General features: G+C 59.6%; 23 protein-coding genes. 17 read left to right on the top strand and 6 right to left on the bottom strand.

The annotated features are described in order from the left end of the window. Positions 1-6: 6 nt before the first annotated feature. The 9 genes from NITLEN_RS02530 to NITLEN_RS02490 all read left to right on the top strand — a co-directional run bounded on the left by NITLEN_RS02530 (position 7) and on the right by NITLEN_RS02490 (position 4,627). Positions 7-474, top strand: a complete 468-nt coding sequence (locus tag NITLEN_RS02530) for a GNAT family N-acetyltransferase (RefSeq protein ID WP_121988000.1) — start codon at positions 7-9, stop codon at positions 472-474. Positions 475-535: 61 nt separating this feature from the next. Next, on the top strand, positions 536-904 hold the full coding sequence (locus tag NITLEN_RS02525) for a VOC family protein (RefSeq protein WP_121987999.1): 369 nt from the start codon (positions 536-538) through the stop codon (positions 902-904). Between the two features lie 75 nt (positions 905-979). After that, the gene (locus NITLEN_RS02520) at positions 980-1,552 is read left to right on the top strand and encodes a GNAT family N-acetyltransferase (RefSeq protein ID WP_121987998.1); all 573 of its coding nucleotides are present in this window, start codon (positions 980-982) and stop codon (positions 1,550-1,552) included. 294 nt (positions 1,553-1,846) lie between these two features. Further along, entirely contained in the window at positions 1,847-2,098 is a 252-nt protein-coding gene (locus NITLEN_RS18625; RefSeq protein ID WP_219999369.1) for a BrnT family toxin, read from the top strand. 8 nt (positions 2,099-2,106) lie between these two features. Beyond that, positions 2,107-2,379 carry a hypothetical protein gene (locus NITLEN_RS02510; RefSeq protein WP_121987997.1) on the top strand — a complete coding sequence of 91 codons (273 nt, stop codon included), beginning with the start codon at positions 2,107-2,109 and terminating at the stop codon, positions 2,377-2,379. A 27-nt stretch (positions 2,380-2,406) separates the two neighbouring features. Then, positions 2,407-2,604, top strand: coding sequence for a DUF2283 domain-containing protein (locus NITLEN_RS02505; RefSeq protein ID WP_121987996.1), 198 nt, complete (start codon positions 2,407-2,409; stop codon positions 2,602-2,604). A gap of 49 nt (positions 2,605-2,653) precedes the next feature. Then, positions 2,654-2,968 carry a HigA family addiction module antitoxin gene (locus NITLEN_RS02500; RefSeq protein WP_121987995.1) on the top strand — a complete coding sequence of 105 codons (315 nt, stop codon included), beginning with the start codon at positions 2,654-2,656 and terminating at the stop codon, positions 2,966-2,968. Positions 2,969-2,986: 18 nt separating this feature from the next. Beyond that, complete coding sequence (locus NITLEN_RS02495; protein ID WP_121987994.1) at positions 2,987-3,493, top strand: NUDIX domain-containing protein; 507 nt, start codon at positions 2,987-2,989, stop codon at positions 3,491-3,493. A gap of 225 nt (positions 3,494-3,718) precedes the next feature. Continuing rightward, complete coding sequence (locus NITLEN_RS02490) at positions 3,719-4,627, top strand: aspartyl protease family protein (protein ID WP_181416591.1); 909 nt, start codon at positions 3,719-3,721, stop codon at positions 4,625-4,627. Positions 4,628-4,717: 90 nt separating this feature from the next. On the opposite strand, the gene NITLEN_RS02485 is transcribed toward NITLEN_RS02490, so the two are convergent. From NITLEN_RS02485 to NITLEN_RS02460, 6 genes are all read right to left on the bottom strand, one after another. Then, positions 4,718-5,788, bottom strand: a complete 1,071-nt coding sequence (locus NITLEN_RS02485; protein ID WP_121987992.1) for an acyltransferase — start codon at positions 5,786-5,788, stop codon at positions 4,718-4,720. Positions 5,789-5,850: 62 nt separating this feature from the next. Further along, positions 5,851-9,558, bottom strand: a complete 3,708-nt coding sequence (locus tag NITLEN_RS02480) for a glycosyltransferase family 2 protein (protein WP_181416590.1) — start codon at positions 9,556-9,558, stop codon at positions 5,851-5,853. A 296-nt stretch (positions 9,559-9,854) separates the two neighbouring features. Beyond that, positions 9,855-12,473 carry a sigma 54-interacting transcriptional regulator gene (locus NITLEN_RS02475; RefSeq protein ID WP_121987990.1) on the bottom strand — a complete coding sequence of 873 codons (2,619 nt, stop codon included), beginning with the start codon at positions 12,471-12,473 and terminating at the stop codon, positions 9,855-9,857. 5 nt (positions 12,474-12,478) lie between these two features. Further along, positions 12,479-13,735, bottom strand: coding sequence for a tetratricopeptide repeat protein (locus NITLEN_RS02470; protein WP_181416589.1), 1,257 nt, complete (start codon positions 13,733-13,735; stop codon positions 12,479-12,481). A gap of 105 nt (positions 13,736-13,840) precedes the next feature. Then, the gene (locus tag NITLEN_RS02465) at positions 13,841-14,269 is read right to left on the bottom strand and encodes an HIT family protein (RefSeq protein WP_181416588.1); all 429 of its coding nucleotides are present in this window, start codon (positions 14,267-14,269) and stop codon (positions 13,841-13,843) included. Then, positions 14,266-14,907, bottom strand: a complete 642-nt coding sequence (locus tag NITLEN_RS02460; protein WP_121987987.1) for a hypothetical protein — start codon at positions 14,905-14,907, stop codon at positions 14,266-14,268. Before NITLEN_RS02460 ends, NITLEN_RS02465 begins: the two co-directional genes overlap by 4 nt. A gap of 180 nt (positions 14,908-15,087) precedes the next feature. On the opposite strand from NITLEN_RS02460, the gene NITLEN_RS02455 reads away from it, so the two are divergent. From NITLEN_RS02455 to NITLEN_RS02420, 8 genes are all read left to right on the top strand, one after another. Then, a complete protein-coding gene (locus NITLEN_RS02455) occupies positions 15,088-15,954 on the top strand; it encodes a hypothetical protein (RefSeq protein WP_121987986.1) in 867 nt (288 codons plus the stop codon). Position 15,955: 1 nt separating this feature from the next. Continuing rightward, entirely contained in the window at positions 15,956-16,378 is a 423-nt protein-coding gene (locus tag NITLEN_RS02450) for a secondary thiamine-phosphate synthase enzyme YjbQ (protein ID WP_121987985.1), read from the top strand. Between the two features lie 20 nt (positions 16,379-16,398). Next, positions 16,399-17,514, top strand: a complete 1,116-nt coding sequence (locus NITLEN_RS02445) for a S1C family serine protease (RefSeq protein ID WP_121988543.1) — start codon at positions 16,399-16,401, stop codon at positions 17,512-17,514. Positions 17,515-17,576: 62 nt separating this feature from the next. Beyond that, positions 17,577-19,319 carry an AAA family ATPase gene (locus NITLEN_RS02440; protein WP_121987984.1) on the top strand — a complete coding sequence of 581 codons (1,743 nt, stop codon included), beginning with the start codon at positions 17,577-17,579 and terminating at the stop codon, positions 19,317-19,319. After that, complete coding sequence (locus NITLEN_RS02435; protein ID WP_245924366.1) at positions 19,319-20,848, top strand: proteasome accessory factor PafA2 family protein; 1,530 nt, start codon at positions 19,319-19,321, stop codon at positions 20,846-20,848. Before NITLEN_RS02440 ends, NITLEN_RS02435 begins: the two co-directional genes overlap by 1 nt. After that, entirely contained in the window at positions 20,845-21,039 is a 195-nt protein-coding gene (locus NITLEN_RS02430; protein ID WP_121987983.1) for a ubiquitin-like protein UBact, read from the top strand. Before NITLEN_RS02435 ends, NITLEN_RS02430 begins: the two co-directional genes overlap by 4 nt. 121 nt (positions 21,040-21,160) lie before the next feature. Beyond that, the gene (locus NITLEN_RS02425; RefSeq protein ID WP_121987982.1) at positions 21,161-21,934 is read left to right on the top strand and encodes a proteasome subunit alpha; all 774 of its coding nucleotides are present in this window, start codon (positions 21,161-21,163) and stop codon (positions 21,932-21,934) included. 89 nt (positions 21,935-22,023) lie between these two features. Then, on the top strand, positions 22,024-22,851 hold the full coding sequence (locus NITLEN_RS02420; protein WP_121987981.1) for a proteasome subunit alpha: 828 nt from the start codon (positions 22,024-22,026) through the stop codon (positions 22,849-22,851). The last annotated feature ends 20 nt before the right edge of the window (positions 22,852-22,871 follow it).

Below are 22,871 nucleotides of genomic sequence, written 5' to 3'. Positions count from 1 at the left end.
GCGAGCATGCATGTGCAGATAGCCCAAGCCACCACATCGAAACACATCGGAGCGGTACGCGATCTCTTTCAGGAGTATGCCGCTTGGCTTCGCATCGACCTGAGCTTTCAGGGATTTGCCGACGAGATGATGACTCTGCCCGGCCTCTATGCGCCGCCGCGAGGCTGTCTGCTTTTGGCGACAGGCACTGATGGATCGGCGGGCTGTGTCGCGCTACGTCCGATGGGCGAGACGGTCTGTGAGATGAAGCGTCTGTATGTACGGCCTGCATATCAGGGATGCGGTTTAGGACGCACGCTGGCGCAGCGCGTGATTTCCGACGCGCGGGGCTGTGGCTATTCGGCGATGAGGCTGGATACGTTGCCGTTGATGCACCGCGCGATTCAGCTCTACGAATCTTTGGGGTTCGTGCGGCGGTCGGCCTATTACGACACGCCCTTGCGGGAGACGGTTTTTATGGAATTGCAGTTGTGATGCACACACCGGCGTCGGTCATCTGTATTTCTGCCCAACGCCAACATCGAAAAGGATAACCGTGTCCAACCTTCGCATTACGGAAATCAAGGCGTTCGTGCCGGCCAAAGACTTCGAGCTCTCCAAGCAATTCTACAAGGACCTGGGCTTCACGATGGCGTCGGAAGGAGGCGGTGTCGCCTACTTTCACTTCGGGCACGTCAGCTTTCTGTTGCAAGACTTCTGCGCAGCGTCGCTGGCGGAGAACTTCATGATGCACATCCTCGTAGAAGATGTAGGCGCGTGGCGGAACCACGTCCTGGCCAGCGGAGTCGTGTCAAAATACGGTGTGCGCGTAACAGAAATCGAAAGTCAGCCGTGGCGAATGCGGGACTTTTGTCTTTCCGATCCCTCTGGTGTCCTCTGGCGAATCGGCCAGAACACGGATTGAAGAACAATCAATAGTGGTGTGGTAGACCTACGGAGTCAGCCGCTCCGCTTTTTGTGTGGATCGGTCTACGCGTTCATGGCCAAGCTCATTGAATTCGACACAGAACGATTGCTGCTGCGTCAATGGAATGATGCCGACCTCGGACCCTTCGCTGCGCTCAATGCCGATCCAGCGGTCATGCAGTTCTATCCTGCGCCCCTCAGTCGCACAGAAAGCGATGCCATGGCGAATCGTTGCCAAAGCCTCATCACTGAACGTGGCTGGGGGCTTTGGGCTGTGGAAAAGAAAGACATCCATGAGTTTATCGGCTATGTCGGCCTGCATATACCGGCGTCAGAGCTTCCATTCTCTCCCTGTGTCGAGGTCGGCTGGAGGCTGGCTGCAGAGCATTGGGGGAAAGGTTTCGCCACCGAGGCAGCGCGCGGCGCGCTTCGCACGGGCTTTGAGTCGCTCGCGTTACCGGAAATCGTGTCGTTCACTTCAATCGGCAACCTCCGGTCCCGTGCCGTTATGGAGCGACTTGGTATGTGGCAGACAGATGAATCCTTTGAACACCCGGCCATTCCGGTCGGGAGTACGCTGCGGAAGCATTGTTTGTATCGATTATCCCGCGACCAATGGTTAGAGCATGTCGCAGGGGGAAGATAGGAGACATGCTGAATTTCTCGCGAGCGACCCTGTGCTGATGAAATAATCTATGGCGCGCATCGACTGGGATGAGCAGTATCAAAAAGGCGAGGTGTTCTGGGATACGGACGTGCCGGAGCCGGCGATGAGGGAGTATCTGGCGCGCTAGATAGTGCGCGGGCGGACGCTGTTGCTGTGGCGCGTGGGGTGATAGGCGAAGGCCCCTTTGTTCTTCACTCAGTTTCCGATGAGTTGCCAGCCATGCTAATACCCTGCTATTAGCCTTGCGGAGCCGAGCCATGGTACCGTTGACGCGTGATTTATGAATGGGATCCTAGAAAGGCTCATGCCAATAAGCGGAAACACGGCGTGTCATTTGAGGAAGCCGCGTCGGTATTTCATGATGGAGCGGCCCTGACGTATGACGATCCGGACCATTCGGATGACGAGCCAAGAGAAATTACGATTGGGATATCGACAGAGGGTCGCGTGCTGGTCCTCTCGCATTGTGAGCGTGAGGGGCGGATTCGGATTATAAGCCGCCAGGCGGGCGACTCCAACAGATAGGAAGCAATATGCGGAAGGCCTCAGCTAAATCAGTCAAGGATGAACTCCGGGCCGAATATGATTTGACGAAACTCAAGGGGGGTATCCGGGGGAAGTATTATCAGCGGGCAATGGCAGGGACGAATCTTGTGCTGGTTGATCCTGACCTAGCCAAGGTATTTCCTGATGCGGCTTCGGTGAATCGGGCGTTGCGTGTTCTGCGTGATGCTGCTGGTGCGACTGCAGGGCAACCTCGCCGTGCGCGTCGGGCGCCCGCACGGCGTAAGCGAACGGCTGCGTAATCCCTCTCGCCTGCAGAGGCTTAACCCATGACCATCAAGTATTTTCAGGACACCGACACGCTCCACATCGAGTTTCGAGTTGCAGCGGTCGCAGAAACGAGAGATTTGGATGAGAATACACAACTCGACTTCGATAAAGAAGGCAATATTTGTGCGATGACGATTGAGCATGCATGGGATCGAGCGGACATTCCCCATTTTTCGTTCGAACAAATTGCCGCCTGAGAACGGCAGGGTTCCGACTGTTATTAAATCCAGCTAAGAGAATATCGCAATGCGTAAGCTTAAACCTGTCACTCCCGGCGAGCTGTTGTTGGAGGAATTCTTGAAGCCGATGGAGATCAGTCAATATCGGCTGGCAAAGGAAGTCGGGGTTCTGGCGCAGCGGATCGGCGACATTGTGGGCGACAAGCGTTCTATTACAGCCGACACTGACTTGCGCCTCTGTCGGTTCTTTGGCTTGTCGAATGGCTATTGGCTGCGGGCTCAGGCTGCCTATGACACGGAAGTTGCCGAGCGGGCGTTGGGGCCGAAGTTGTCGAAGATCAAGCCATGGACTGGATTAAAGGCGTTGAAGGTTGCCTCCTGAGTCGCCTCTTTCATACCTATGCCCATTCCAGACTTCATTAAATCACTCCGTTCCAAGATCGGCACGGAGCTGTTGCAAGTTCCGACCGCGATGGTGTTCGCGTACGACGACAGCGGGCGGCTCTTACTGATTCAGGATAAGGACTCTGGCCGCTGGAGCGCGCCGAGCGGGATCATCGACCCGCATGAATTGCCGTCTGACGCGGCGGTGCGGGAGGCGTGGGAGGAAGCCGGAGTCTTCGTCGAGTTGACCCACCTCCTCGGCGTTTTTGCGGGTGAGCACTTCTCTAAGACCTACGACAATGGCGATCAGCTCGCCGCCGTCACGACCGTATTTTCTGCGCGTGTCATTCGAGGAACGCCTCGTCCCGATCACGAAGAGACCTCCGATGCGCGCTTCTTCTCTCCAAGCGAGATCGACACCCTGTCCTGCTCCGAGCACTTTCTCGTCATCCGCAAGGCAGTTAATCAGAACCAACGCCAAGCCTACTTCAAACCGTCGACCTGGCAGCCCAGCGGCGCCTAATCAGCTACTCCTGCCGATCCTACCAACATGAAAGGCCTGCCGTGGTATCTGGTCAGGCGTTGACGCTCTGTGTTTAGGAGAGCGAAGGTATTTGGCTTTCTGCTTCGTGAAAGAGCCGCCCTCTGCTAGAGTTTTCGATAGGGAATCCTGGAAATACGCGCAGTGTGTCTGCGTTGCGAACATGATTCTGTTGTCGGATCGCGACGGACACCAGAAGGGATGAGTATGGTGAACGCTTTTGTGAAGGGTGTTGTCCTGGCGCTGGTTGTGTTCCCCTGCGCTCTGTTCGCCGGAGACCTGGTGCAATGGACCGATGAGAAGGGGATGGTTCATTTCTCCGACTCTTTGGACAATGTGCCCCAGAAATTTCGCCATCATGCGAAGCAGGACAAATTCAAGGACAAGAATCCTCAACGATCTTCCGTGAACTCGGCCGGGGGGCTCTCGAGTGCGGATGCTCTCATTCTTGGGAGTATGCTTGAAGCAAGGGAGCAGCCACCGAAGCTGAATAGTTTTGAGGTGCCGTTCGAAGCCTATGAGGGCACCGCGCAACGAGTGATCGTCTCGGTCAAGTTCAACGATTCTGTGACGGCTCCGATGGCGATCGACACAGGTGCGCCGGGTGTGTTGATTTCACCGAAACTTGCCGGGCAGCTTGGTATCTATGGGAGCGATGAAGGGAAGGTCCTGATTCAGGCCGGCGGCATTGGGGGCTCGGTGCCCGCGCTGCTGACCTTTCTGGATAAAATTCAGGTAGGGGAAGCCAGGGATAGTTTCATCCCTGCCACGGTAACTCGGTCGATATCGGGTTCCTTTGAGGGGCTCCTGGGGATGCATTTCATGTCCAAGTATTCATTCAAAATCGATTCGGTGCGGCAGGTTGTGATCTTTGAGGAGATCCCGGCCAATTCGAACTGGCCGGGCGGGCGCCCGGAACGATGGTGGCGGGATCGCTTTAAGGAATTGAATAGTGTGCGGGCGGCATGGAAGCGCTTAGTGCCTCAGGAACAACTGTGGCAGGCTCAATATGGGCCATCGCGGTTTGCGAGTCGCCAGGTGATGGAGGTGGATAAATTGCTCGAAAAACTCGATCGCTATGCCAGCCAGAACTCGGTCCCTCAAAATTGGCGGTAATCGGCCGTCTTTTGAGCCTACCATTGCTCCTGCCTGGTCTTCCTGTCCCTCCACCATGCCTGAGTGAGCCTGCTCTCGGTACGTAATCCGCTATACGATCCGCCGCAAGCCCGGGATTCGCTGCATGAGCGTGACGAGGCCGAAGGTGATGGCGCACGTGAGGAGAAAGGTGACGGGCACGTAGTAAGGAGGCTGGAGCAAGATCGGCATCGCCAGAAAGTAGCCATACCGCAGCAGCTCCACCACGATGGGGTGAGCCAGGTAGACGCCGAGCGTCAACGGCGCGAGCGGCTGTGCGAGCGCTTCGATGCGCGGGGAGATGCGGCCGTGCATGATGAATGTGAACATGGCGATTGCCAGTGCGATGCCGGTGGGGCTGAAGTCTTCAAACGGGTAGAAGCTCCAGCGGTTGTCTAGTCCCAGGGCGTAGACTAAATACACGGTGGTGACGGTCATGACGGCAACGGTTCCGCCGATGAGCAGCGCATACCGGCGAGGCGGATTATCCATCACGTGCACGCAATACCATCCGGCTAAGTAGTAGGCGAGGTAGGGGACGAACATCGTAAAGGCACTGGACGCCAAAAAATCGAACAGGTTGGCTGCCATGGCCAGCATGCCGATGATGAGGATGGCTTCTAGGAGTTGAGCGGGGCTGAGACGATTGACGATTGCGGCGAGTAATGGGGTTACGAGATAGAGCCCCGCAATGAGAAATAGAAAGTACAGGTGGATGTATGGTCTGCCGGCGATGAGATCATGCAGAATGAGCGCCGGTGTGAGCGATTGGTGCCAGAAGAGCGCGCGCCAGGCGAGATAGATGGCCGACCAGGCAATCAGCGCGGGCAGGAGCCGGTGCAGCCGTTTTTCCCAGAACGCATTCGGGTGGGTGTGTTTGTCGGGGCTGAGTAAGAGTGCGCCGCTCAACATGATGAAGCCCACCACGCACCAGCGTGTGGCGGCGTCTATCGCCAGGGAGATATACCAGCCAGCGGACCAGACCAACTCACGATCCATCACGATCGTGGCAGAGAGGTGCAGCAGAATAACGGCTAGGCAGGCGCTGACTCGCAGGACATCGTATCGGGCCGAGCGTGAATGAGGCTTGGGGTGACCCTGGGGCGGTTCCGCCTGCGGGAGGGATGTCGATGCGATTGCCATAGTGATTGTCAGCGGAAGCGTGTGGGTTTCTGGTCGGGCCGGGGAGGCCGGATTGAAACGGCTTAGTCTTCTGCGCGGGTGAATCGAGCCAGTACGTTGCGGGTGATCTGCTGAACCGCCGGGTTCAGCACGGACTTGCGCAGGTGTGGGGCCTGGAAATCATCCAGTCCCCAACTCCATTGCATCGATCCGCTTGAAAAGACCAGCGCGTTGCTGGCGGCCCGATAGAGGGTGACGGCGCCGGCGAGTTGGCCCGCGGGCATGCGGGCGATGATGTGTGTGCCGGCCGGGCTGGCGGCGCTCAGTCCATCGACTTCATAGCCGGCGACGCCCGGCAGTGACGAGCCTTTGGTGAGACCGGTCTGTGCGAGCATCCAGGCGTCAGCCTCCTCAATCACATACGCGCTATCGACGGGGTTCTCGACTTCAAGATACATGGTGCCGAGCAGGCCTGCCTCGGGGCGACTCACGGGCGCATTACGCCAGCGTGTGGTGGCGAGGTAATCGTTGTCCGGACTTTGGTCGCTCAAGAAGGGGTCGCGCCGTGGCGTATTCTCTTTGTAGGCCACCATGGTCCGGAGTGGGTCACCGGTGACGCGGCTGGGTTCTATGCGGATCTGCCAATAGCAGGTATTCGAGGAGAAGATACCCAGATGAATGCCTCGGTCGCGCGCTTGTTCGATGTGGCGCCGCATTTCCCAGGTCCAATATTCATCGTGCCCGATCGAGAGGAAGGCGCGGTGCGAGGCGAGCAGCGCGGGGTTCGCATGCACATCGAGGTTGGTGGCATAGGTGACGTCGTACCCTTCTTGCTCCAGCCAGCGGACCATATTGTATTCCCAGCCGGCAGGGGAGGCCGGATAGCCGGGTGGGATCGAGTTGGACGTCAGGAAATCGCCCGCCCCGGTTCCTGAGGCGGCAGCAGGAATGGCACTGCCGGCGTAGGGACGGTCGAACGAGACCTTCGCGGCTTGGCCTCCGGGACTGTTGAACGAATACAGCGAGCGGCCGCCCCAATTGTTATAGGCCTGATAGGTTGTGACGCTGGCCTGGACGAGATAGGCCGAGGGGCGCTGATCATCCCGGACGATAAATAGAATGTAGCTCTCCTCTCCTGTAGGTTCCGCCGTCAGCTTTGCCAGGTAGTACCCTGATGGCCAGGCGTTCTCGCCTTGGCGGCCGGTTGGAATGGTTTGCACGACCGGGTGTTCCCATCGGCATTCGATCAGGCCGGTGTCATTGTCTACGGCAGGGGCTGGTTGCCGGTGCCCCGGCAGTTCCATCGATTCAGATATTTGCCGCGCGCCGAGCCCGCCGTACCATCCCATGCGATAGATCGTGAGGCGGTAGGTGGGTGCGGTCGAATGGACATAAAAGCGAATCGTCTCGCCTTGATTGACGCTGGTTGCGGAGGCATAGCCTTCGATCTCATGGTTTTGGGCCGGCTTGGCCAGAATCCAGTCGCTGGTGCCGGGTTTGCGATTCTCAATTTGAATGGCGTTGAGCGGGGCCGTGGATTGTCCGGTGGCGAGGGCGGGGGAGACGACTTCGAGCGCAACCAACAGACTCCAGAGAATCTGGCGGGAGGCGAATCGCGCCCGTATTGGAAGAAGGAGTTCTTTGCTCCACTCGATCACCGGGGTCAGCGGAGCGAGCGCGCCGGGCATGAACCGCGCGCGTGCCCGCCGTGCGCGATCTGCCATGGCGCTGAACGTTTCCGTGAGACTCAAACGAAGATCCTGCCGCATTTCGGCAAAGCCGATGAATTGGCGGATGCCGTAGATCAACAGGCCCGCATTGGCGAGGGGAAAGGCGCCGGCCATCCATCGGGCCTGCGCGACGTAGTAGAGCCCTAAGGCCAGGCTGGAGAGTGCCATGCCCAGCTGGAGGGCCAGATCCAGTCCCGCTGTTCTGGTTCGCCCGGAGATTTTGGGAGTCCGGCGAAATGGAATCTTGATGCCGGCGATGGCTTGTCGCATGGAGGTGGCTGCGCCGGTGAGGTGGATGGGAATTAAGAGCAGATTGAGCGCGTAGACGCGAACGAAATCCCGGAACGGCCGATAGCCCATATTCGCCAGGTCCCTGGTATAGAGGACGAAGTAGGGCAGCGCGGCGATGAACATCCAGGGTGTCATCAATTCGGCGGAAAATGGAATCGCCAACAGGAGCAAGACACTCAAGGGGCCGAAGGCCAGCGAGGTCAAATAATGAATTTGCAGCAGGGCTTGCGGAACCGTTCTCGCCTGCTTCGGTGTCCGGCGCAGGAAGGACAGCAACTTGGGCAGAATGATCAAGCCCCCGTTGGCCCACCGTGCCCGTTGAATGACCAGCGATCCGAAGTCCGGCGGGGTGGCGCTATAGGCCAGCCGCTCGGGGTGATTATGCAGCGACCATCCTTTAGCCAGGAGATCGACGGTCGATTCGGTATCTTCAATGACCGTTCGGTCCTGAATGTAACGGCGAACGAGGTGCCCGCCTTCGGTGGATTCAAGGCAGATCTCTTCGAGCGCCGACGTTCTCAGCAAGGCATTGGCCCCGACCCAAAAGGTCGCGCCGAAGTAGGTGAAGCCCTGGTGCACGAGATATTGAATATCGGTCGTGGCTCCGGCGGTCCGCTCCAAGACACCCGGTGCGTTGGGGAAGGCGCTATAGGGCGTTTGGGCGACGGCCACCCGCGCGTAGTCAGGCTGTTCCATCAGGCGGACCAGCGTGCCGGCATAGTTGGATTTCAACAGGCTGTCCGCATCCAGGGTGATGACGTAGGGCGTATTGGGAATCAGACGGCTACCGGCCCTCGAGGAGGTTTCCTCTAGGGCGAGCCCTGCCTGGCGTACCACCGGACGGACGCGCCGGCCCATCAGACCCAGATAGCTGTTCAAATTCATCGCCTTGTTGGGCTCGTGCGACAGGTTGCAGTATTGCTTCCGCTCAAAGACATCGAATTCAACCTGAAAACGGGCGGCCAACTCTGTATAGGCGGCGTCAATTTCTTCAAGAAGTTGCCCGTCGGAGACAGGCGCGGGCTCTCTGCGTCGGGCGAACCACTGGGCGCTCTGTTCCCGGTAGGATTCAGCGGATTGGCTGAGCACATGTTCGGCAAACCAGATATCGGTATGCGTCTCGGTCGGGGAGTGCTTCGCCTGGGTTTCAAACCACTGGGTCGCCAGTCTGAAACAATCTGAGAGCCAGACACATTCGTCGCTGACGGCCACGGTGTGGTTAGCTTGTCTGGCCTGGAATGCCGCCCGGGCTCGGGCCATGTGGGTGGCCGGTTCGTTGAGCAAGGCCTGTAATTCGAAGGGAAGGTTGCGCGCCGCCCATAATCCCGCTCTGTCGGGCCTGGTTTTGGGGGCAGGAGGATCGTCCAAGAGCAGCACGACCCGCTTGTTCGGATAGTTCTGAAGGGCGGCGGACAAGAGCGTTTGACGGATGACCGGGAGCTCTTCTTTGTATGACGGCACCAGGACGGTGAGAGCCGGAGCTGATAGTGGGTCGAAGGGTGTGGCCGGCGCCAGGGCCGACAGGCGGAATGCAGCCTCTCGTTTGAGCTGTCCAAGCCGCGCCAATTGGTAGCACAGATTGCCGTAGACTAAGAATCCGGCGAGCGCTCCAAAGAGCAGGGCTTCCAGGAGATACCCGACCTGACCGTGAGCCAGGGCGGTCGTCGCGACCGTCCCGGTCGACCAGATCAGCAGGGCGGCGGCGGTGGCGGTGACTGCGAGAGATACCTGGGTGAAGCGGAGTTCGCGAACGATGGAAGAGGGTGTCATGGATAAGTCCCAAAATATAAAAAGTGGTTCCCAGTGGGCGCGTGGACATGTGCAATCCAGGTGCCGCGATATACCCGCTGTCGGTATGTGAAAAAAGCTTGATAATCGTTGCATCGTAGGATGCCGGATCCGCGGATTCTGTAGAGGTGTAGGTGATGGCCGCTACACTGCCTCATGGTCTGTGGCGATTATGCACAGACGGAGAATTCGCTTTGAGTGGAGCGAGTTCTCGACCGCAGTCAGCCTGCTGTCAGTGAATATTCTCTGGAGACGGTGAGTAGATGGCTCAACGGGAGTCAGGGAGGTGGAATCTTGGCAAAATGATCCCGGACGAGGGTGTCAACCGAGGCAAAATGCCGGTCCGGCAGGTTTTTGAAACGCCTGGTGCAGTCGGCCAGGGCCTCGTCGGCGGTCTTGAACGGGGCGATAACCGATAGGAGGTGGTTGTGGTAGTCGAGCAGCTTGAGTTCGACGGTCCTCAGATAGGTCGGGTCTCCGGCGATGGCGAGGGCGGCCTTGGCCTGGTCGCCGTTGGATTCCACGAGGGCTTGAAAGCAGAGGCCTTTCAAGCGTTGTGTCACGGTGCTGCGGTCCCAGCCGAGGGTTTTCGCCGTGGCCTGCATGTCGAATCCGTGCTGCCTGAGGCAGCCCAGCACGGCCGCGTCCCCGGCCGGTTCTGGCAGTAGGCGTGACGGATTCAATAGCGGGAGCGTCGGTGTCGCTCCAGCTCCTTCCAGGGAGAAGGCCGATCTCGTCAGCACCGGATCATCACTTAAGGCGACAGCTCGCTCCAGTGCATGACGGAATTCCCGGACATTGCCTGGCCAGGCATATTCAGTCAACAAGTGCAGGGCCTCATTGGAGAGTTTGGGAGTCGGCCGGCTCATCTGCCCGGCGATCTCGGCCAGGCAGACGTCGGCGAGAAGCGGGATATCCGCCGCCCGTTCGCGGAGGGGCGGCAGCCTGAAGACCAATCCCTTCAACCGGAAATAGAGATCTTCTCTGAACCAGCCTTCGGATACCCCGCGTTGCAGGTCGCGATTGGTCGCGGCCACGATGCGGACATCGACGGTCGTGGGCATGGTCGCCCCCACCCGATAGAAGGATTTTTCCTGTAACACGCGGAGGAGTTTGCTCTGGTGATCCAGCCGTAAATCGCCGATTTCGTCCAGGAAGATGGTGCCGTGGTTGGCCAGTTCGAAGTAGCCGCGCCGGTCGGCGGTGGCGCCGGTGAAACTGCCTTTCGTATGACCGAAGAGTTCGCTTTCAAACAGTTCCGGCGAGATGGCCGCCATATTCACGGCGATGAAGGTCCGGCTTGATCTGGGGCTGAGCCGATGGACCGCGCGGGCGAAGAGTTCTTTGCCGGTTCCCGGTTCTCCAAGGAACAGGACGGTCAGCGGCGATCCGGCGCCCTTCTTCACGTCTCGGAACAGGCGCAGGAGTGATGCATCCCTGGTCATGATCCCGAGCTGGCGACATTCGATGGCCAGTTGGGTGAGCGCGGTATCGCCGATGGTTTCGGATTCGGAACCGGCGGCGCGCAGATCGTGGAGTTGCCGCTCCAATCCTTCGAGCTGTTCGCGGGCGGTCTGTTCCTGCATTTGCACGTCGGCCAGTTCGGCCCGCAGGGATTCGGTGGCGCGGGCGAGGTCCTGCCGCTGGCCGGCTGATTGCGCGGCGGCGGCCTTGGCTGCATCCAAATCTTCTTGTAGGGCGTCGGCGCGACTTTCCCGCAGTACGAGGGCTTCCCGCACGGCGGCGGTGTCTTGTTGGATGCGGAGCATGTCTTGCTCCAACAGCATCATGCGTTGGCCTGCCGTGAGGTGCGTCCAGGCGGTCGTGCCGAGCAACACGATGAGCGCGGCGGTGAGGGGGAGCGCCACCGGCAGCACGAGATGCAGCCCGCCAAGCACGGCGGCGGTCAATGCGGCATAGAGCGCGATGACGCCGGCGGCGAATACGAGACTGATGGATCCGTGAAATCGCAACAGGCACCAGGCAATGAACGCCGCGAATACCATGGTGATGCCGGCGCGGCCGAGCGGTCCGGTCTGGCAGAGCCGGTTGTCCGTGAGGAGACTGTTGAGGAACTGGAGATGCGCGGTCATCCCATCGACGGACTGTCCCGTCGGTAGCAGCCAGAGGTTCTGTGCGGGGGGCTGAGACAGAATGACGACGACCTTGTCCTTCATCCATCCATCGAGGGCGGTACTATCGTGACGCTGGATCGCGCCCCACACGTTGGATAGTGGAATGGTCGGCAAGTCCGCCAGTGTCCCATTGCCAACCGCGTTCACGAGGCCGGTTGCGCCGGTTTCGTGGGGGAGAGGCTGGTTTTTCGTGAGAGAGAACAGCGCCAGTCCGAATGCGGGGAGTGTCTGAGATCCGTGCTCGACGAAGAAGGGGAGGGAACGGGCGACATGGTCGCTATGAGGGGACAGGATCAGGTGTCCTTGCATGATGGCATCCATGGCCGGTGGAGCCTCGTCGGCGAAGACGGTGACGAGGTGGCCAGCCGCGGTCGTGGCTTCCAGGAGCAGCGCGTCACTGGCGGCTCCGCCCAAATGGGGAGGACTGGCCTGGTTGAAACGGTGGTCGATGCCGATGGCGGCGGCGCCGGTTTCATGTGCCGTGGTGATGAGCTGAGCCAGGATAGCCCGGTCCCAAGATCCGGCTCCGAACTGCGCTTCGCTCACGGGATCGCGCGCGATAATCGTCAGGGCAGGACTGACGGCAATCGGAGCGCGATGACGCAGCCAGGTGTCATAGACCGTCCAGTCGAGAGCCGTGAATGTTGCGGGAGCGGCAAGCCAGAGCAGCTTGGCCAGCAGGGTCGCGAGTATCCCGATCGTGAGCGCTTGGAGAGGCAGCGAGGTGATGAAGTGCCGCCAGAGTGTGTGCCGGTGGAACATGTGAATTATGGGAGGCTCAGTTCATTCATGAGGGCCTGTGCCTCTTGCTTCGGGAGGCCCTTAAGGGCGGCTTTTGCTTTGGCTCGATCCGGCGCCACTCCGAGGCCGAGGCCGTAGATGCGCGCGAGCGCTTTCTTGGCGGGGACGAAACCTTCGGCGGCGGTGGTCTCAATGCAGCTGAGCATTTTCTTGTCGAAGGGGGCGAGGTGCTGGTCCAGCCCGGTTTCGTAGAGTCTGGCGAGTTCGTCCAGCGCCACGTCGCTCAGCGCATAGCTTTCTTGGAGGAGAATCGAGACTGCCTCGTCGAGACGATGATCTTTGAGCAGCGTCGTTCCTACTGTGTCCTGGTCGCCCGATCGGCTGTAATCAGGAAACTCCGCCCAGAGCAGGGCGCGGTAGGTGCGAAATCCTTCGAGGGCGTCGTTTCGTCGCCGGTCTGTCTGGTCGTTCGAAAGGGCCTGCCGACGGAGTTTGGCCAGGGCGTCCGCCGCCGGCTGGTGGGCGAACTCAGCCGCCTTATTCCACCAGAAGATGGCCCGGCCAAGATCTTTCGCGACCCCCTGGCCGCTCTTGTAGGCATTGCCTGAAAAAAATTGCGCTTGCGGGATTCCCCCGGCGGCCGCTTCTTCCATGAATTGCGCCGCTTCCTGATCGCGGTTCGTCAGTTTCAGTAATAGGGCGAGACGATAGCGGGCGTCGGGGAAGTTCGGTTGCAGCTCAATGGCTCGCCGATACGAGTGAATTGCCGCTTTGACATTGCCTAGTCCGTATTGGACCCCTCCGAGCGCGTAGTGCGCATGGGTGAGCTCGGGGTCGAGGAGAATGGCTTCCATCAGGGCAGTAGCGGCCGCGCGCCCGTCCTGTTTCGCCATGAGCACGATGCCGAGTTGCAGCAGCGCTTGGGCGTTGTTCGGCTGGAGCTTAAGGGCGACGCGGCACTCGTCGAGCGCGGCGTCGAGATCGCCGACGCGGTAGAGGCCTTGCGCCAACTTGAGACGGTCTTCTGCGCTGGCGGGAAACGTCCTGACCCGTTCGCGCAACTCACTCAGCATGAAGACGGCGTTGTTGCGCTCTTGCTCCGTCCATTCAGAGAGACGGTGCTCGTCTTGTTGCGGGGACTGGGGTGGTGGGGCCGGAGCCGGAGATTCGAGAATGGGTGGATCCGTAATCTGTTCGTCTGGCGTTTGGGCGAACGACGCGCCGGGCAGTTCGAAGAGCAGCGGAACAACAAGGATGGTCACGAGCCCTACCAGACGACGCATCGAAATCTGTGACTCTCCTGGGATGGGCATGGATGGGAGCTATTATAGCATCCGATCGGACAGAGCAGACAGTGTAGGAATGGCAAAATAGAGCACGTGACCGGGCTAGCGCAGCTTAGCCATCGCGTCTTTGATCCGTTCAATGCTGGCCTGGAGCTCATGGGCTGGTGGTTGGATCGGCTCATGTTGCACTCGCCAGACCGGTTCCAAGGGAGCCGGGTCGGTCGCCAGGCGGGGGATGAGATGCCAATGGATGTGCGGCAGTTGATTGCCCAGCAGTTCGTAATTGATCTTCCGGGCGTCAAAGACCTGCGCGAGGGTCTTGGCTACCAGGGTGACTTCCTCCATCAACTGCATCCGCTCCGTGGGGGCCAGCTGGAAGAGTTCGGTGGCATGGCGCCGGAAGACGACGACGGTCCAGCCCTTGAAGAATTGATCTTCATGCAAGTAGGCCTGAGACAGCCCCAGATCGGTGATGAAATGGTCGGCCTGTGGCCAGATCCCTTGGCAAGCTTTGCATGTTGGATCGGTCATGGCTGGTTGGCCTTCCGCCATTCTTCTTCCGTAATGACGCCCTTCTTGAGCAGCAACTGGAGCAGCCGTTCTGCTTGCTTGTCTGTATGGCGTTGTGCGGCGGCAGGTTGTGCCTGCTGGGCTGTCGGCTGTTTCGGTTCAGGTGGTGGCCGTTTGTTGCCGTAGACCTTGAAGGCCGGCGTGAAGACGGCGACATAGTCTCGATTGCGAATCCGGACGGAGGCCGCGCGGCTATTGGTTTGAGGGAGTAAATCCGCGGGGCTGCCGGGTGGAATGTGGAAGAAGGGTTTCCTCTCGTCGGTTTCTCCATCCTGCCCGAGGATGTCGAACCGGTTGAGGAAGGATTCATTGGTCAGCGCTTCATGGTCTTCACCGGCCAGGTTCGTAATTTTATCGAGGACGATGAGCAGGGTGTCGGCGATCAGCGGATCGGCGGTCATATTGCGGACACTGACATCGTAGCGATATTCGCTCGTGAAGTTATCACGCCCGGTGAGCGTGACAATGACCGTGACTTTTCCGGTCAGATCCGTGAGCTGGTCGAGCGGGGATGCCGGCGAGTCCGTACTGAAACCGATTGCTCCGGCGCACAGCACCGCGCCGACAAGCCATGTGAACAGCGATCTTTTGCGTTGCATCGTGCGCCTCAGGATTCAGGGAAATTGACTACGGTAGAACGCCGCGGAGCATAGCAAGAATTCATGAATTGATCGAGTCCTTAAGTCTGCCGGTGACTCCGTCCGTTGCCTTGACACCTCGTTTCGCCGAACGCTATTCTCGGCGCAGTCGATGGCAGTCTCCTTCCGATCATATTACGCATGACCTCTACGGCTTCTCGCGCCCCGTTGTTGATTTCCAAAGCTCTCGTGGCCCGGCTGCTGCGCCTCTACGACTATCCGCATCCGATGGTTCCCCGCCGCATCATTCGCGGATACGACCGGCCGCATGCCGTTCGCACGGCGCGCATGTGCGCGGCCGTGGCCGCTGCATTGGGGCACGACTCTGCGCGAGTGCGTCAGTATCAGATCGCTTGTGTTTTGCATGATTTGGGCCGGGCGGGATTAGATCGCGTGCTCTTTGGAAAAATTTGGTCCTGGGCGAAAGCGCATGGCATTCCGACCAGGCCGCGTGAATGGCGGGCCCTGCATCCGGAGACCGCATATGGACGCGAGACCGAAGCTTTCCTGCGTCGATATAGAGATGATCTCGATGCGGCCGGTATCCCCATGACGGCCTGGGCCAAGGAGCAGGTCGAGATGCGGCTGGGGTATTCCCGGCGGCTGTCGCGGCGGCTGCGGGCCGTGCGCGGCGAGATCAAGCAGCTGGGCGTGCGATGGGAATCGTGGATGCAGCGGGTGATGCTCTACTACTATTATCCGGAGAAGCTGGCGGATGCCCCGGCCTGGGTGAAGCAGTTGGCGGAAGTGCTGGTCGCCTGCGAGCAGTTCGAGGCGTATAGCAATCAGCAGCGCGGGCGCGACTATTATGTGCGGAAAAAAGAAACGCTTGCCGATGCCTTTGCCTATCTGGAGACGTTACAGCGGGAAGGTATCGTGAGTCAGGCGGTGATGACGGCGTTGCGAAAGCTGGCTGCTGCCGGCGAGTTCGACCGGGTGTTGGAAGAAGCGCGCGGTGGCCGGCTTTCGCCGGGCGAACGGCGCTTTCTTCGGCAGATGGAGTGTTGATATGGCTGTGAAGACTGTGACCGCTCGCGTGGATATGCAGGGCGATACGCATATCGAGAATTTGACGAAGTCAGTCCAGACTGCCGTCGCCGATTCCGGTCTGAGCGCCGGGATCGTCACGGTCTTTGTGAAGCACACGACGGCGTCGATCATGATCATCGAAGACGAGCCGGGCATTCGAGCCGATACGAAAGCGTTCTGGGATCGGGCGGTACCGGCCGATCCGGCCTGGCAGCACAATACGAGAAATGCCGGGGAAGACAACGGGCACAGCCATATCCGGGGGCAGTTGCAAGGGCCATCTGTCACGATTCCGTTTTCCGGCGGGACGCTGCTGCTCGGTACCTGGCAGCAACTCGTCGTGGTCGACTTCGATACGCGATCCCGCACGCGCGAGCTGATTTTTCAAATCATCGGTGAGTGATGATGAGCCTGCGGCGCATCATGCGAAGTCTTGCTGGTATGACGGCGGGAGCCAGCGTTCTCGCCTTGAGCCTGTGGGCTATGGCGGCGGACTGGGGTCAACCGCTCGGCGGGACCTACGACGGCACGGAGGGCAAGCCTCGGCCGGTCACTCCCGCACCGGCCGAATTGAGCCCGGATGAACGCGCGACCATCGCGGTGTTCGAGCGGGCCACGAAGTCGGTGGTCTTCATCGCCAATACGGCGATTCAACGCGACATTTGGTCCTTCGATACGATGGAGGTCCCGCAGGGATCCGGCTCCGGATTTGTCTGGAGTAAGCAAGGGTATCTCGTCACGAATTTCCACGTCATCTATGGGGCCGATACCATTAAGGTCACGCTGGCCGACCGGAGTGAGCACCAGGCCAAGATCGTCGGGGCCGATCCGGATCACGATCTGGCGGTGTTACAGATCAAGGCTTCTGAGAATCTCCTGGAGCCGCTGGCGATCGGGGCGTCGCACGATTTGCGGGTCGGGCAGAAAGTTCTAGCCATCGGCAATCCGTTCGGGCTGGACCATACCTTGACCACGGGGGTTGTGAGTGCCTTAGGGCGGACGATCAAGTCGATGTCGAACCGGACGATTGAGGGCGTGGTGCAAACCGACGCGGCGATCAATCCCGGCAATTCCGGCGGCCCGCTGCTCGACAACAGCGGACGATTGATCGGCGTGAACACGCAAATCGTCAGCCCCAGCGGCGCCTATGCCGGTATCGGCTTCGCGGTGCCGGTGGACACGGTGAATCGGATCGTGCCGGAGCTGATCAAGCACGGCAAGCTCATCAGGCCAGGGTTAGGCGTGTCGCTGGTGCCCGATTCCATCGTCAAACGATGGGGGATCAAAGGGCTGGTGATTGGGAAGGTGTCACGTGGCGGGAGTGCCGATCGCGCCGGGCTCCGGGGCGCCCGCCAGACGCAAGCTGGTCGCATCGAACTCGGTGACATTATCGTGGCCATCGACGGAAAGCCGGTTGAAACCATCGACCATATGATGGATCTCATGGAGGCGCGCAAGGTCGGCGATCAGGTGACGCTCGATATCATTCGCGCAAATAAGCGGCAGCAGGTGGCGGTGTCACTCCAGGCGGTCAATTGAGGCCGGTAGCGTCCGGCTCCGACATGTTGTTATGATGACGCTTGATCAAACCGGAGATGACCATGAGCGACCATCGCGCAGACGACAAGGGGCCGGGTGGCCCAGCAGATACAGGAGCGGGGAAACGAGCGTCATCGACGACGACAGACCCGCTCGAATTGATCGAGCAATGCCTGGCTTCTTTTCCTGAGAACGATCCCCGCCAGCAGATTCTCTACAAGCTCCGGCACTCCGTCATGTTGAGCGCCGCGAGTCAGCAGCAACGGGACGCGGAATTTAAAAAGATCAGCGAGGTGGTGGCAAAGCTGACGGCGCCGGCCAACCGGATCGGCACGTTGCTCGATCTGCCGGGTGAAGGCCTGGCCAGGATCGTCGTCGGCGGGGCCGAGTATTATGCGAACGTGGATCCGCGTGTGGCTGCCGCTGATCTCAAGATCGGCGCGCAGATTCTGGTGAATGAAGCCTATGCGGTCATCAAGACGCTGGGGTATGACCTGAACGGGCCGGTGCTCAAGCTGACGGAAGCGCTGCCGGACGGGCGGCTGCGTTTCGAGCAGGAGATGGGCCGTCAGTCTATGATCCTCCAACGGTCGAGCGACCTTGTGGGGGTGGAGCTGAAGGCGGGCGATGAATTACGGATCGATCCGGGGCATCGGATCGCGATCGAGAAGCTGGAAGACCGGAAGGCCAAGACCCACGTCCTCGATGAGGTGCCCACTGTCACTTGGGAGCAGATCGGCGGCCAACAGGAAGCGATCAGCGCGATCCGCAAGGCGATCGAATATCCGCTGCTGCACGCGGAGACGTTTGAGCAGTTCAAGTTCACACAGCCCAAGGGCTTTCTGCTCTACGGCCCGCCGGGCTGCGGGAAAACGTTGATCGGTCAGGCGGCGGCCGCCAGCCTCTCGAAGCTCGTGAGTGAGTCGATGGCGGCCGGTGGAAAAACCGAGACCCTGCCTGCCATCACCGGCGGGGCATTCCTCCATATTAAAGGGCCTGAGATTCTGAATATGTGGCTTGGGGAGTCGGAGCGGATGGTCCGCGATCTCTTTGCCAAGGCCAGGGCCCGCCGTCGCGAGGGGGCGCTCCCGTTTATTTTCATCGACGAAGCCGAGTCGATTCTGGGGACCAGACGGGCGTCGCGCTCGTTCAATATTTCCAGCACGCTCGTGCCGATGTTCTGTTCCGAGATGGATGGCATTGAATCTCTGCGGGATGTCGTGATCATCCTCGCGTCGAATCGGCCGGACCTGATCGACCCTGCGGTATTGCGGCCTGGGCGCATTGACCGCAAGATCAAAGTCAGCCGGCCGAATCGCGAGTCGGCTGCTGAGATTTTGAAAGTGTATCTGACGAACGAGTTGCCGCTGGATCAAGCGCTCATCGCCGAACGAGGCGGAGACAAGACGAAAGCCTTTGCCTCGCTGGTGGATGGGGTCATCGACCAGATTTACAAACGGACGGATGAGAATCGACTGCTCTCCATCCGCCTCCGCAGCGGCCAGAATAAGGTGCTCTATCGGGGCGATCTCGTGAGCGGGGCGATCCTCTCGTCCATCGTGCAGCGCGCGAAGGAAACGGCAATTGATCGCATGATCCAATCCGGCCAGTCGGTCGGGCTCATCGCACAGGACCTCTCCGATGCCGTCTTGGCAGAGTTCCGTGAAGGCGAGATGCTGCCACCGGACGATGCGGCGGAAGAATGGTTGAAGTTGCTGGACCATCATCCTGAACAGGTTGTCGGGGTATCGTCTTTCCGGCGCGGCAGGCAGACGGAAGAGCGATTGATCAATCAGATTATCTAATGATGCGTCTCTTTGGGATTGAAACAGAATACGGGATCACGCGTGAAGATCTCGATGAGGTCGATCCGGTCGTTGAGTCGATGGAGCTGGTGCGGGCGCATTTGACGGCCTCGTTCGAACGGCGCTGGGACTACGGCGGCGAAGATCCGCACGATGACGCCCGGGGGTTCCGGGTGTCCGGACTCCAGCAGGATAAGGAAGAGGATGATTTCGCCAAGATCGATGCGCACCGGCCCTTTTCATTTCACGAGATGAAAAGCGATCTGGTGTTGCCGAACGGCGCTCGCTTCTACAACGACCATACGCACCCGGAATACTCCAGTCCCGAATGCCGAACGTTGCGCGATCTGCTTGCGCATGACCGGGCCGGGGAGCGGGTCGTGCAGCGCGCGGCCGAGCGGAGGAATCGTACCCTCGGTGGCCCGCACGTACAGCTCTATAAGAACAATACGGATCTCCACGGCCATAGCTATGGCTGCCACGACAACTATCTCGTCTCACGCTCGATTCCATTCCCGCAACTGGTCGCAGGGCTCCTGCCCTTTCTCGTCAGCCGCCAGGTGATTGCCGGGGCGGGAAAAGTCGGCATCGAGGCCCAGGAGAGCGGATTCGTTCCGGGACAGTATCAGCTCTCTCAGCGGGCGGATTTCATGGAGACGGATCTGAGCGTCGATACGATGCATAACCGGCCCATTCTCAATACGAGGGATGAGCCGCATGCCGATCGAGAGAAGTATCGGCGGCTGCATTTGATTATCGGCGATGCGAACATGTGTGAGTATGCGACGGCGTTGAAGGTGGGCACGACACAGCTGGTCCTCGATCTGATCGATCGGGGGGGCGTTCCTGCGATTGAATTGGCCGATCCGGTGTCGGCGGTGAAGCAGATTTCGCGGGATCCCGACCTCAAGGCGACCGTGCGGCAGAAGCAGGGACCGGCTCTTTCCGGGGTGGAGATTCAGGAACAGTATTATACGGCGGCCAGACGCATGCTGGCCGGCGCCGATGCTGAAACAGACTGGGTGTTGCGCGAATGGGGTGAGACGCTGCGTCTGCTTACGCAGGATCGCAGCCAATTGGTCGGCAAGCTCGATTGGGTGACGAAGCTGTGGCTGCTGGAGACCTTCGTACAGGAAGAACGCATCGGCTGGGATGATCCATGGCTGGCGAGCCTGGATCTGGAATATCACAATGTGAACGCCGACCGCGGGCTGTATCTCGGTCTGGAGGCCGAAGGCAAGGCCTGGCGCATGACCACGGAAGCCGACATCGAGCAGGCGTTGTCTGCCGGTCCGCACGATACTCGTGGCGGGTTGCGCGGGCTCTGTGTGCGGCGGTTTCCCGATCAGATCGCATCGATGCAGTGGGAGCGTATTCAGTTCTCGGGCAGGTTGAAGAGGAAGACCCTGGAGATGGGCGACCTGTTTAATCCAACCGAGGTGAGGGCCTGTGCCGAGATTTTTGAACGGGCGGCTTCTCCGGCCGATGCCGTAGCCGCCTGGGAGATAAGAAAGGAATCACAGTCATGATCTACCAGATGATGCCTGAGCGACGCGAGGGACCGGTTGATCCGATGCCGAAGGCGCCGAGCCCGTCGGAAGAGGGTGGCGGGCCACGGCGCCCTGATACTGGGTCGCCCGACAAGGATAGTTTGATGAAGCGGATGAAGAAGGTCGATCCGAAGCAGGCCGAACGGTACCGGCAGCGGACGGGGGAGTAACGGGGCGCCGAGTCAGGGCTTGTGCTCGCGCAACGCGCGGCCTCAGAAGGCTCTCGTTCGATGCGCGCTGGAAACCGCGGCTACGGCGGCTATCCTAGAAAAGAAGGGTAAGGTAAGAGGGATGGGAATGCAGGGAGATTTTTTTCAGCTGTTGAAGGAGCAGGGCTATCAATTCGGTCAGCCGTCGGCTGTCGGATCGGGAGTCGATCTGCCGAGCGCGACGACGATTCTCGCGTTCAAGTATCGTGACGGCGTCCTCGTGGCCGGCGATCGCCGGGCGACGGCCGGCAATATGGTGATGTACGACCGGACGGACAAGGTCCTCGAAATCGATCGCCATAGCGTGATGGCCATTGCGGGGGTGCCGGCGACGGCCTATGAAATGGTGCGGATTCTTGAGCACTCGTTCAAATATTACCGGCGGACTCAGCTTCAGGAGTTGAGCTTCGAAGGGAAGTTGCGCGCGGTGTCGAAACTCTTGAAAGAGAATGTGGCCGCGGCCTTGGCGGGAACCGGCGCGGTAGTGCCGGTATTTGCCGGCTATGACTTCGAGCAGGGCGCGGCTAAGATATTCTTCTACGACATTCTCGGGGCCGAGTTTGAAGGAGTCGAATATGCAGTGTCAGGCTCCGGGTCGCCGACGATCCGCGGCATTCTGCATTATGTGAATACTTGGGGTGAGCGTCCCCTGGCCGTGATGACGGAGGAGGAGGCGACGATTCAAGCGTTGCGGCTTCTAACCAGTGCCGCCGAGTTCGATTCGGCCACCGGCGGCGTCAACCGCGAAGCGAGTCTCTATCCGGTCATCAAGTTCATTACGCAGGACGGACTGAAGACGGTTCCGGATTCTACCTTGAAACAATTGTTCGAAACGAAGGTGTCTCGCCATGTATGAAGAGTGTTATCGATGGATTGAATCACTCGGCCATCGCCGGATGGTTAAGAATCGATTGAATCTATCTTGCGAATCCAAGGTGGTGTGCCATGTATGAAGAGCCGTATCGGTGGGTAGAAGCAGTTGGCAATCGCCGGACTTACCTCGATGAGCAGTTCAGGCAGGGGAGTCCGGTAGTGGCTCTGGGCTACGACGGAGGTCTTCTCCTGACGACCGTCAGCAAAGGCACGTCGAAGCTCTATGAGATTTACGACCGGATTGCGCTCGGAGGCATGGGGCATCCGGCGGATCTGGAAAAGCTCCGATTCAGCCTGTTAGAGATGGCGCATACGGAAGGGTTCAACCGATCTCCGTCCGACGTGACCGGTTCGCGCCTGGTGAAATACGGAATTGCTCCGGTCATCAAGCAGGCTTTCGAAGAAGTGTATAAGGCGCCGTTTATCGTCAGGATTCTTCTGGCCGAGTTGGGTCAGAAACCGGAGAAGGATACGCTACTCACGATCAACTATGACGGAACGTTCGAAGAACTCAAGGAGTATGCCGTGCTGGCCGCGACGAAGCAGGTGCAGGCGCGCATGCAAGAGTATCTGAAGGCACAGAAACCGTCTCCCTGCACGCTTGAGCAGGGCTTGCAGTTGGCTCTGCGCACCTGGGCGATCGGATCGCTGGCGCATCAGCAGCAGGATTCGTCAGAGGCGTCGGCTGATAGCGGACATGAGACTAGTGGTGAGACGGTTGCAGCGATTCCCGATCAGACTGCATTGCTCGCGCATCTTCGTGAGGTGCTGGCGGATAAGACGCTGGAGTGCGCGGTCCTGGAGCGGCAGCAGGCCGGTTCATCGAAGTATCGTGCACTGAAGTCCGCCGAACTCGCGCGATTGCTTCCAGGCGACTTTCAGTCTGTTGTGAATCGCTAATCTGCTGAACCGTATAGTCG

Source organism: Nitrospira lenta (assembly GCF_900403705.1).
Classification (GTDB): domain Bacteria; phylum Nitrospirota; class Nitrospiria; order Nitrospirales; family Nitrospiraceae; genus Nitrospira_D; species Nitrospira_D lenta.
The sequence above is the reverse complement of the archived record's forward strand: the minus strand, read 5'-3'. Positions and strand labels throughout refer to the sequence as shown.

Coding starts and splice junctions, on each gene's coding strand:
- NITLEN_RS02455 (WP_121987986.1), top strand. CDS start 15,088: ATGACCTCTACGGCTTCTCGCGCCCCGTTGTTGATTTCCAAAGCTCTC.
- NITLEN_RS02460 (WP_121987987.1), bottom strand. CDS start 14,907: ATGCAACGCAAAAGATCGCTGTTCACATGGCTTGTCGGCGCGGTGCTG.
- NITLEN_RS02440 (WP_121987984.1), top strand. CDS start 17,577: ATGAGCGACCATCGCGCAGACGACAAGGGGCCGGGTGGCCCAGCAGAT.
- NITLEN_RS02470 (WP_181416589.1), bottom strand. CDS start 13,735: ATGCGTCGTCTGGTAGGGCTCGTGACCATCCTTGTTGTTCCGCTGCTC.
- NITLEN_RS02420 (WP_121987981.1), top strand. CDS start 22,024: ATGTATGAAGAGCCGTATCGGTGGGTAGAAGCAGTTGGCAATCGCCGG.
- NITLEN_RS02485 (WP_121987992.1), bottom strand. CDS start 5,788: ATGGCAATCGCATCGACATCCCTCCCGCAGGCGGAACCGCCCCAGGGT.
- NITLEN_RS02425 (WP_121987982.1), top strand. CDS start 21,161: ATGGGAATGCAGGGAGATTTTTTTCAGCTGTTGAAGGAGCAGGGCTAT.
- NITLEN_RS02450 (WP_121987985.1), top strand. CDS start 15,956: ATGGCTGTGAAGACTGTGACCGCTCGCGTGGATATGCAGGGCGATACG.
- NITLEN_RS02500 (WP_121987995.1), top strand. CDS start 2,654: ATGCGTAAGCTTAAACCTGTCACTCCCGGCGAGCTGTTGTTGGAGGAA.
- NITLEN_RS02445 (WP_121988543.1), top strand. CDS start 16,399: ATGCGAAGTCTTGCTGGTATGACGGCGGGAGCCAGCGTTCTCGCCTTG.
- NITLEN_RS02430 (WP_121987983.1), top strand. CDS start 20,845: ATGATCTACCAGATGATGCCTGAGCGACGCGAGGGACCGGTTGATCCG.
- NITLEN_RS02490 (WP_181416591.1), top strand. CDS start 3,719: ATGGTGAACGCTTTTGTGAAGGGTGTTGTCCTGGCGCTGGTTGTGTTC.
- NITLEN_RS02530 (WP_121988000.1), top strand. CDS start 7: ATGCATGTGCAGATAGCCCAAGCCACCACATCGAAACACATCGGAGCG.
- NITLEN_RS02475 (WP_121987990.1), bottom strand. CDS start 12,473: ATGTTCCACCGGCACACACTCTGGCGGCACTTCATCACCTCGCTGCCT.
- NITLEN_RS02495 (WP_121987994.1), top strand. CDS start 2,987: ATGCCCATTCCAGACTTCATTAAATCACTCCGTTCCAAGATCGGCACG.
- NITLEN_RS02510 (WP_121987997.1), top strand. CDS start 2,107: ATGCGGAAGGCCTCAGCTAAATCAGTCAAGGATGAACTCCGGGCCGAA.
- NITLEN_RS02480 (WP_181416590.1), bottom strand. CDS start 9,558: ATGACACCCTCTTCCATCGTTCGCGAACTCCGCTTCACCCAGGTATCT.
- NITLEN_RS02505 (WP_121987996.1), top strand. CDS start 2,407: ATGACCATCAAGTATTTTCAGGACACCGACACGCTCCACATCGAGTTT.
- NITLEN_RS02435 (WP_245924366.1), top strand. CDS start 19,319: ATGATGCGTCTCTTTGGGATTGAAACAGAATACGGGATCACGCGTGAA.
- NITLEN_RS02520 (WP_121987998.1), top strand. CDS start 980: ATGGCCAAGCTCATTGAATTCGACACAGAACGATTGCTGCTGCGTCAA.
- NITLEN_RS02465 (WP_181416588.1), bottom strand. CDS start 14,269: ATGACCGATCCAACATGCAAAGCTTGCCAAGGGATCTGGCCACAGGCC.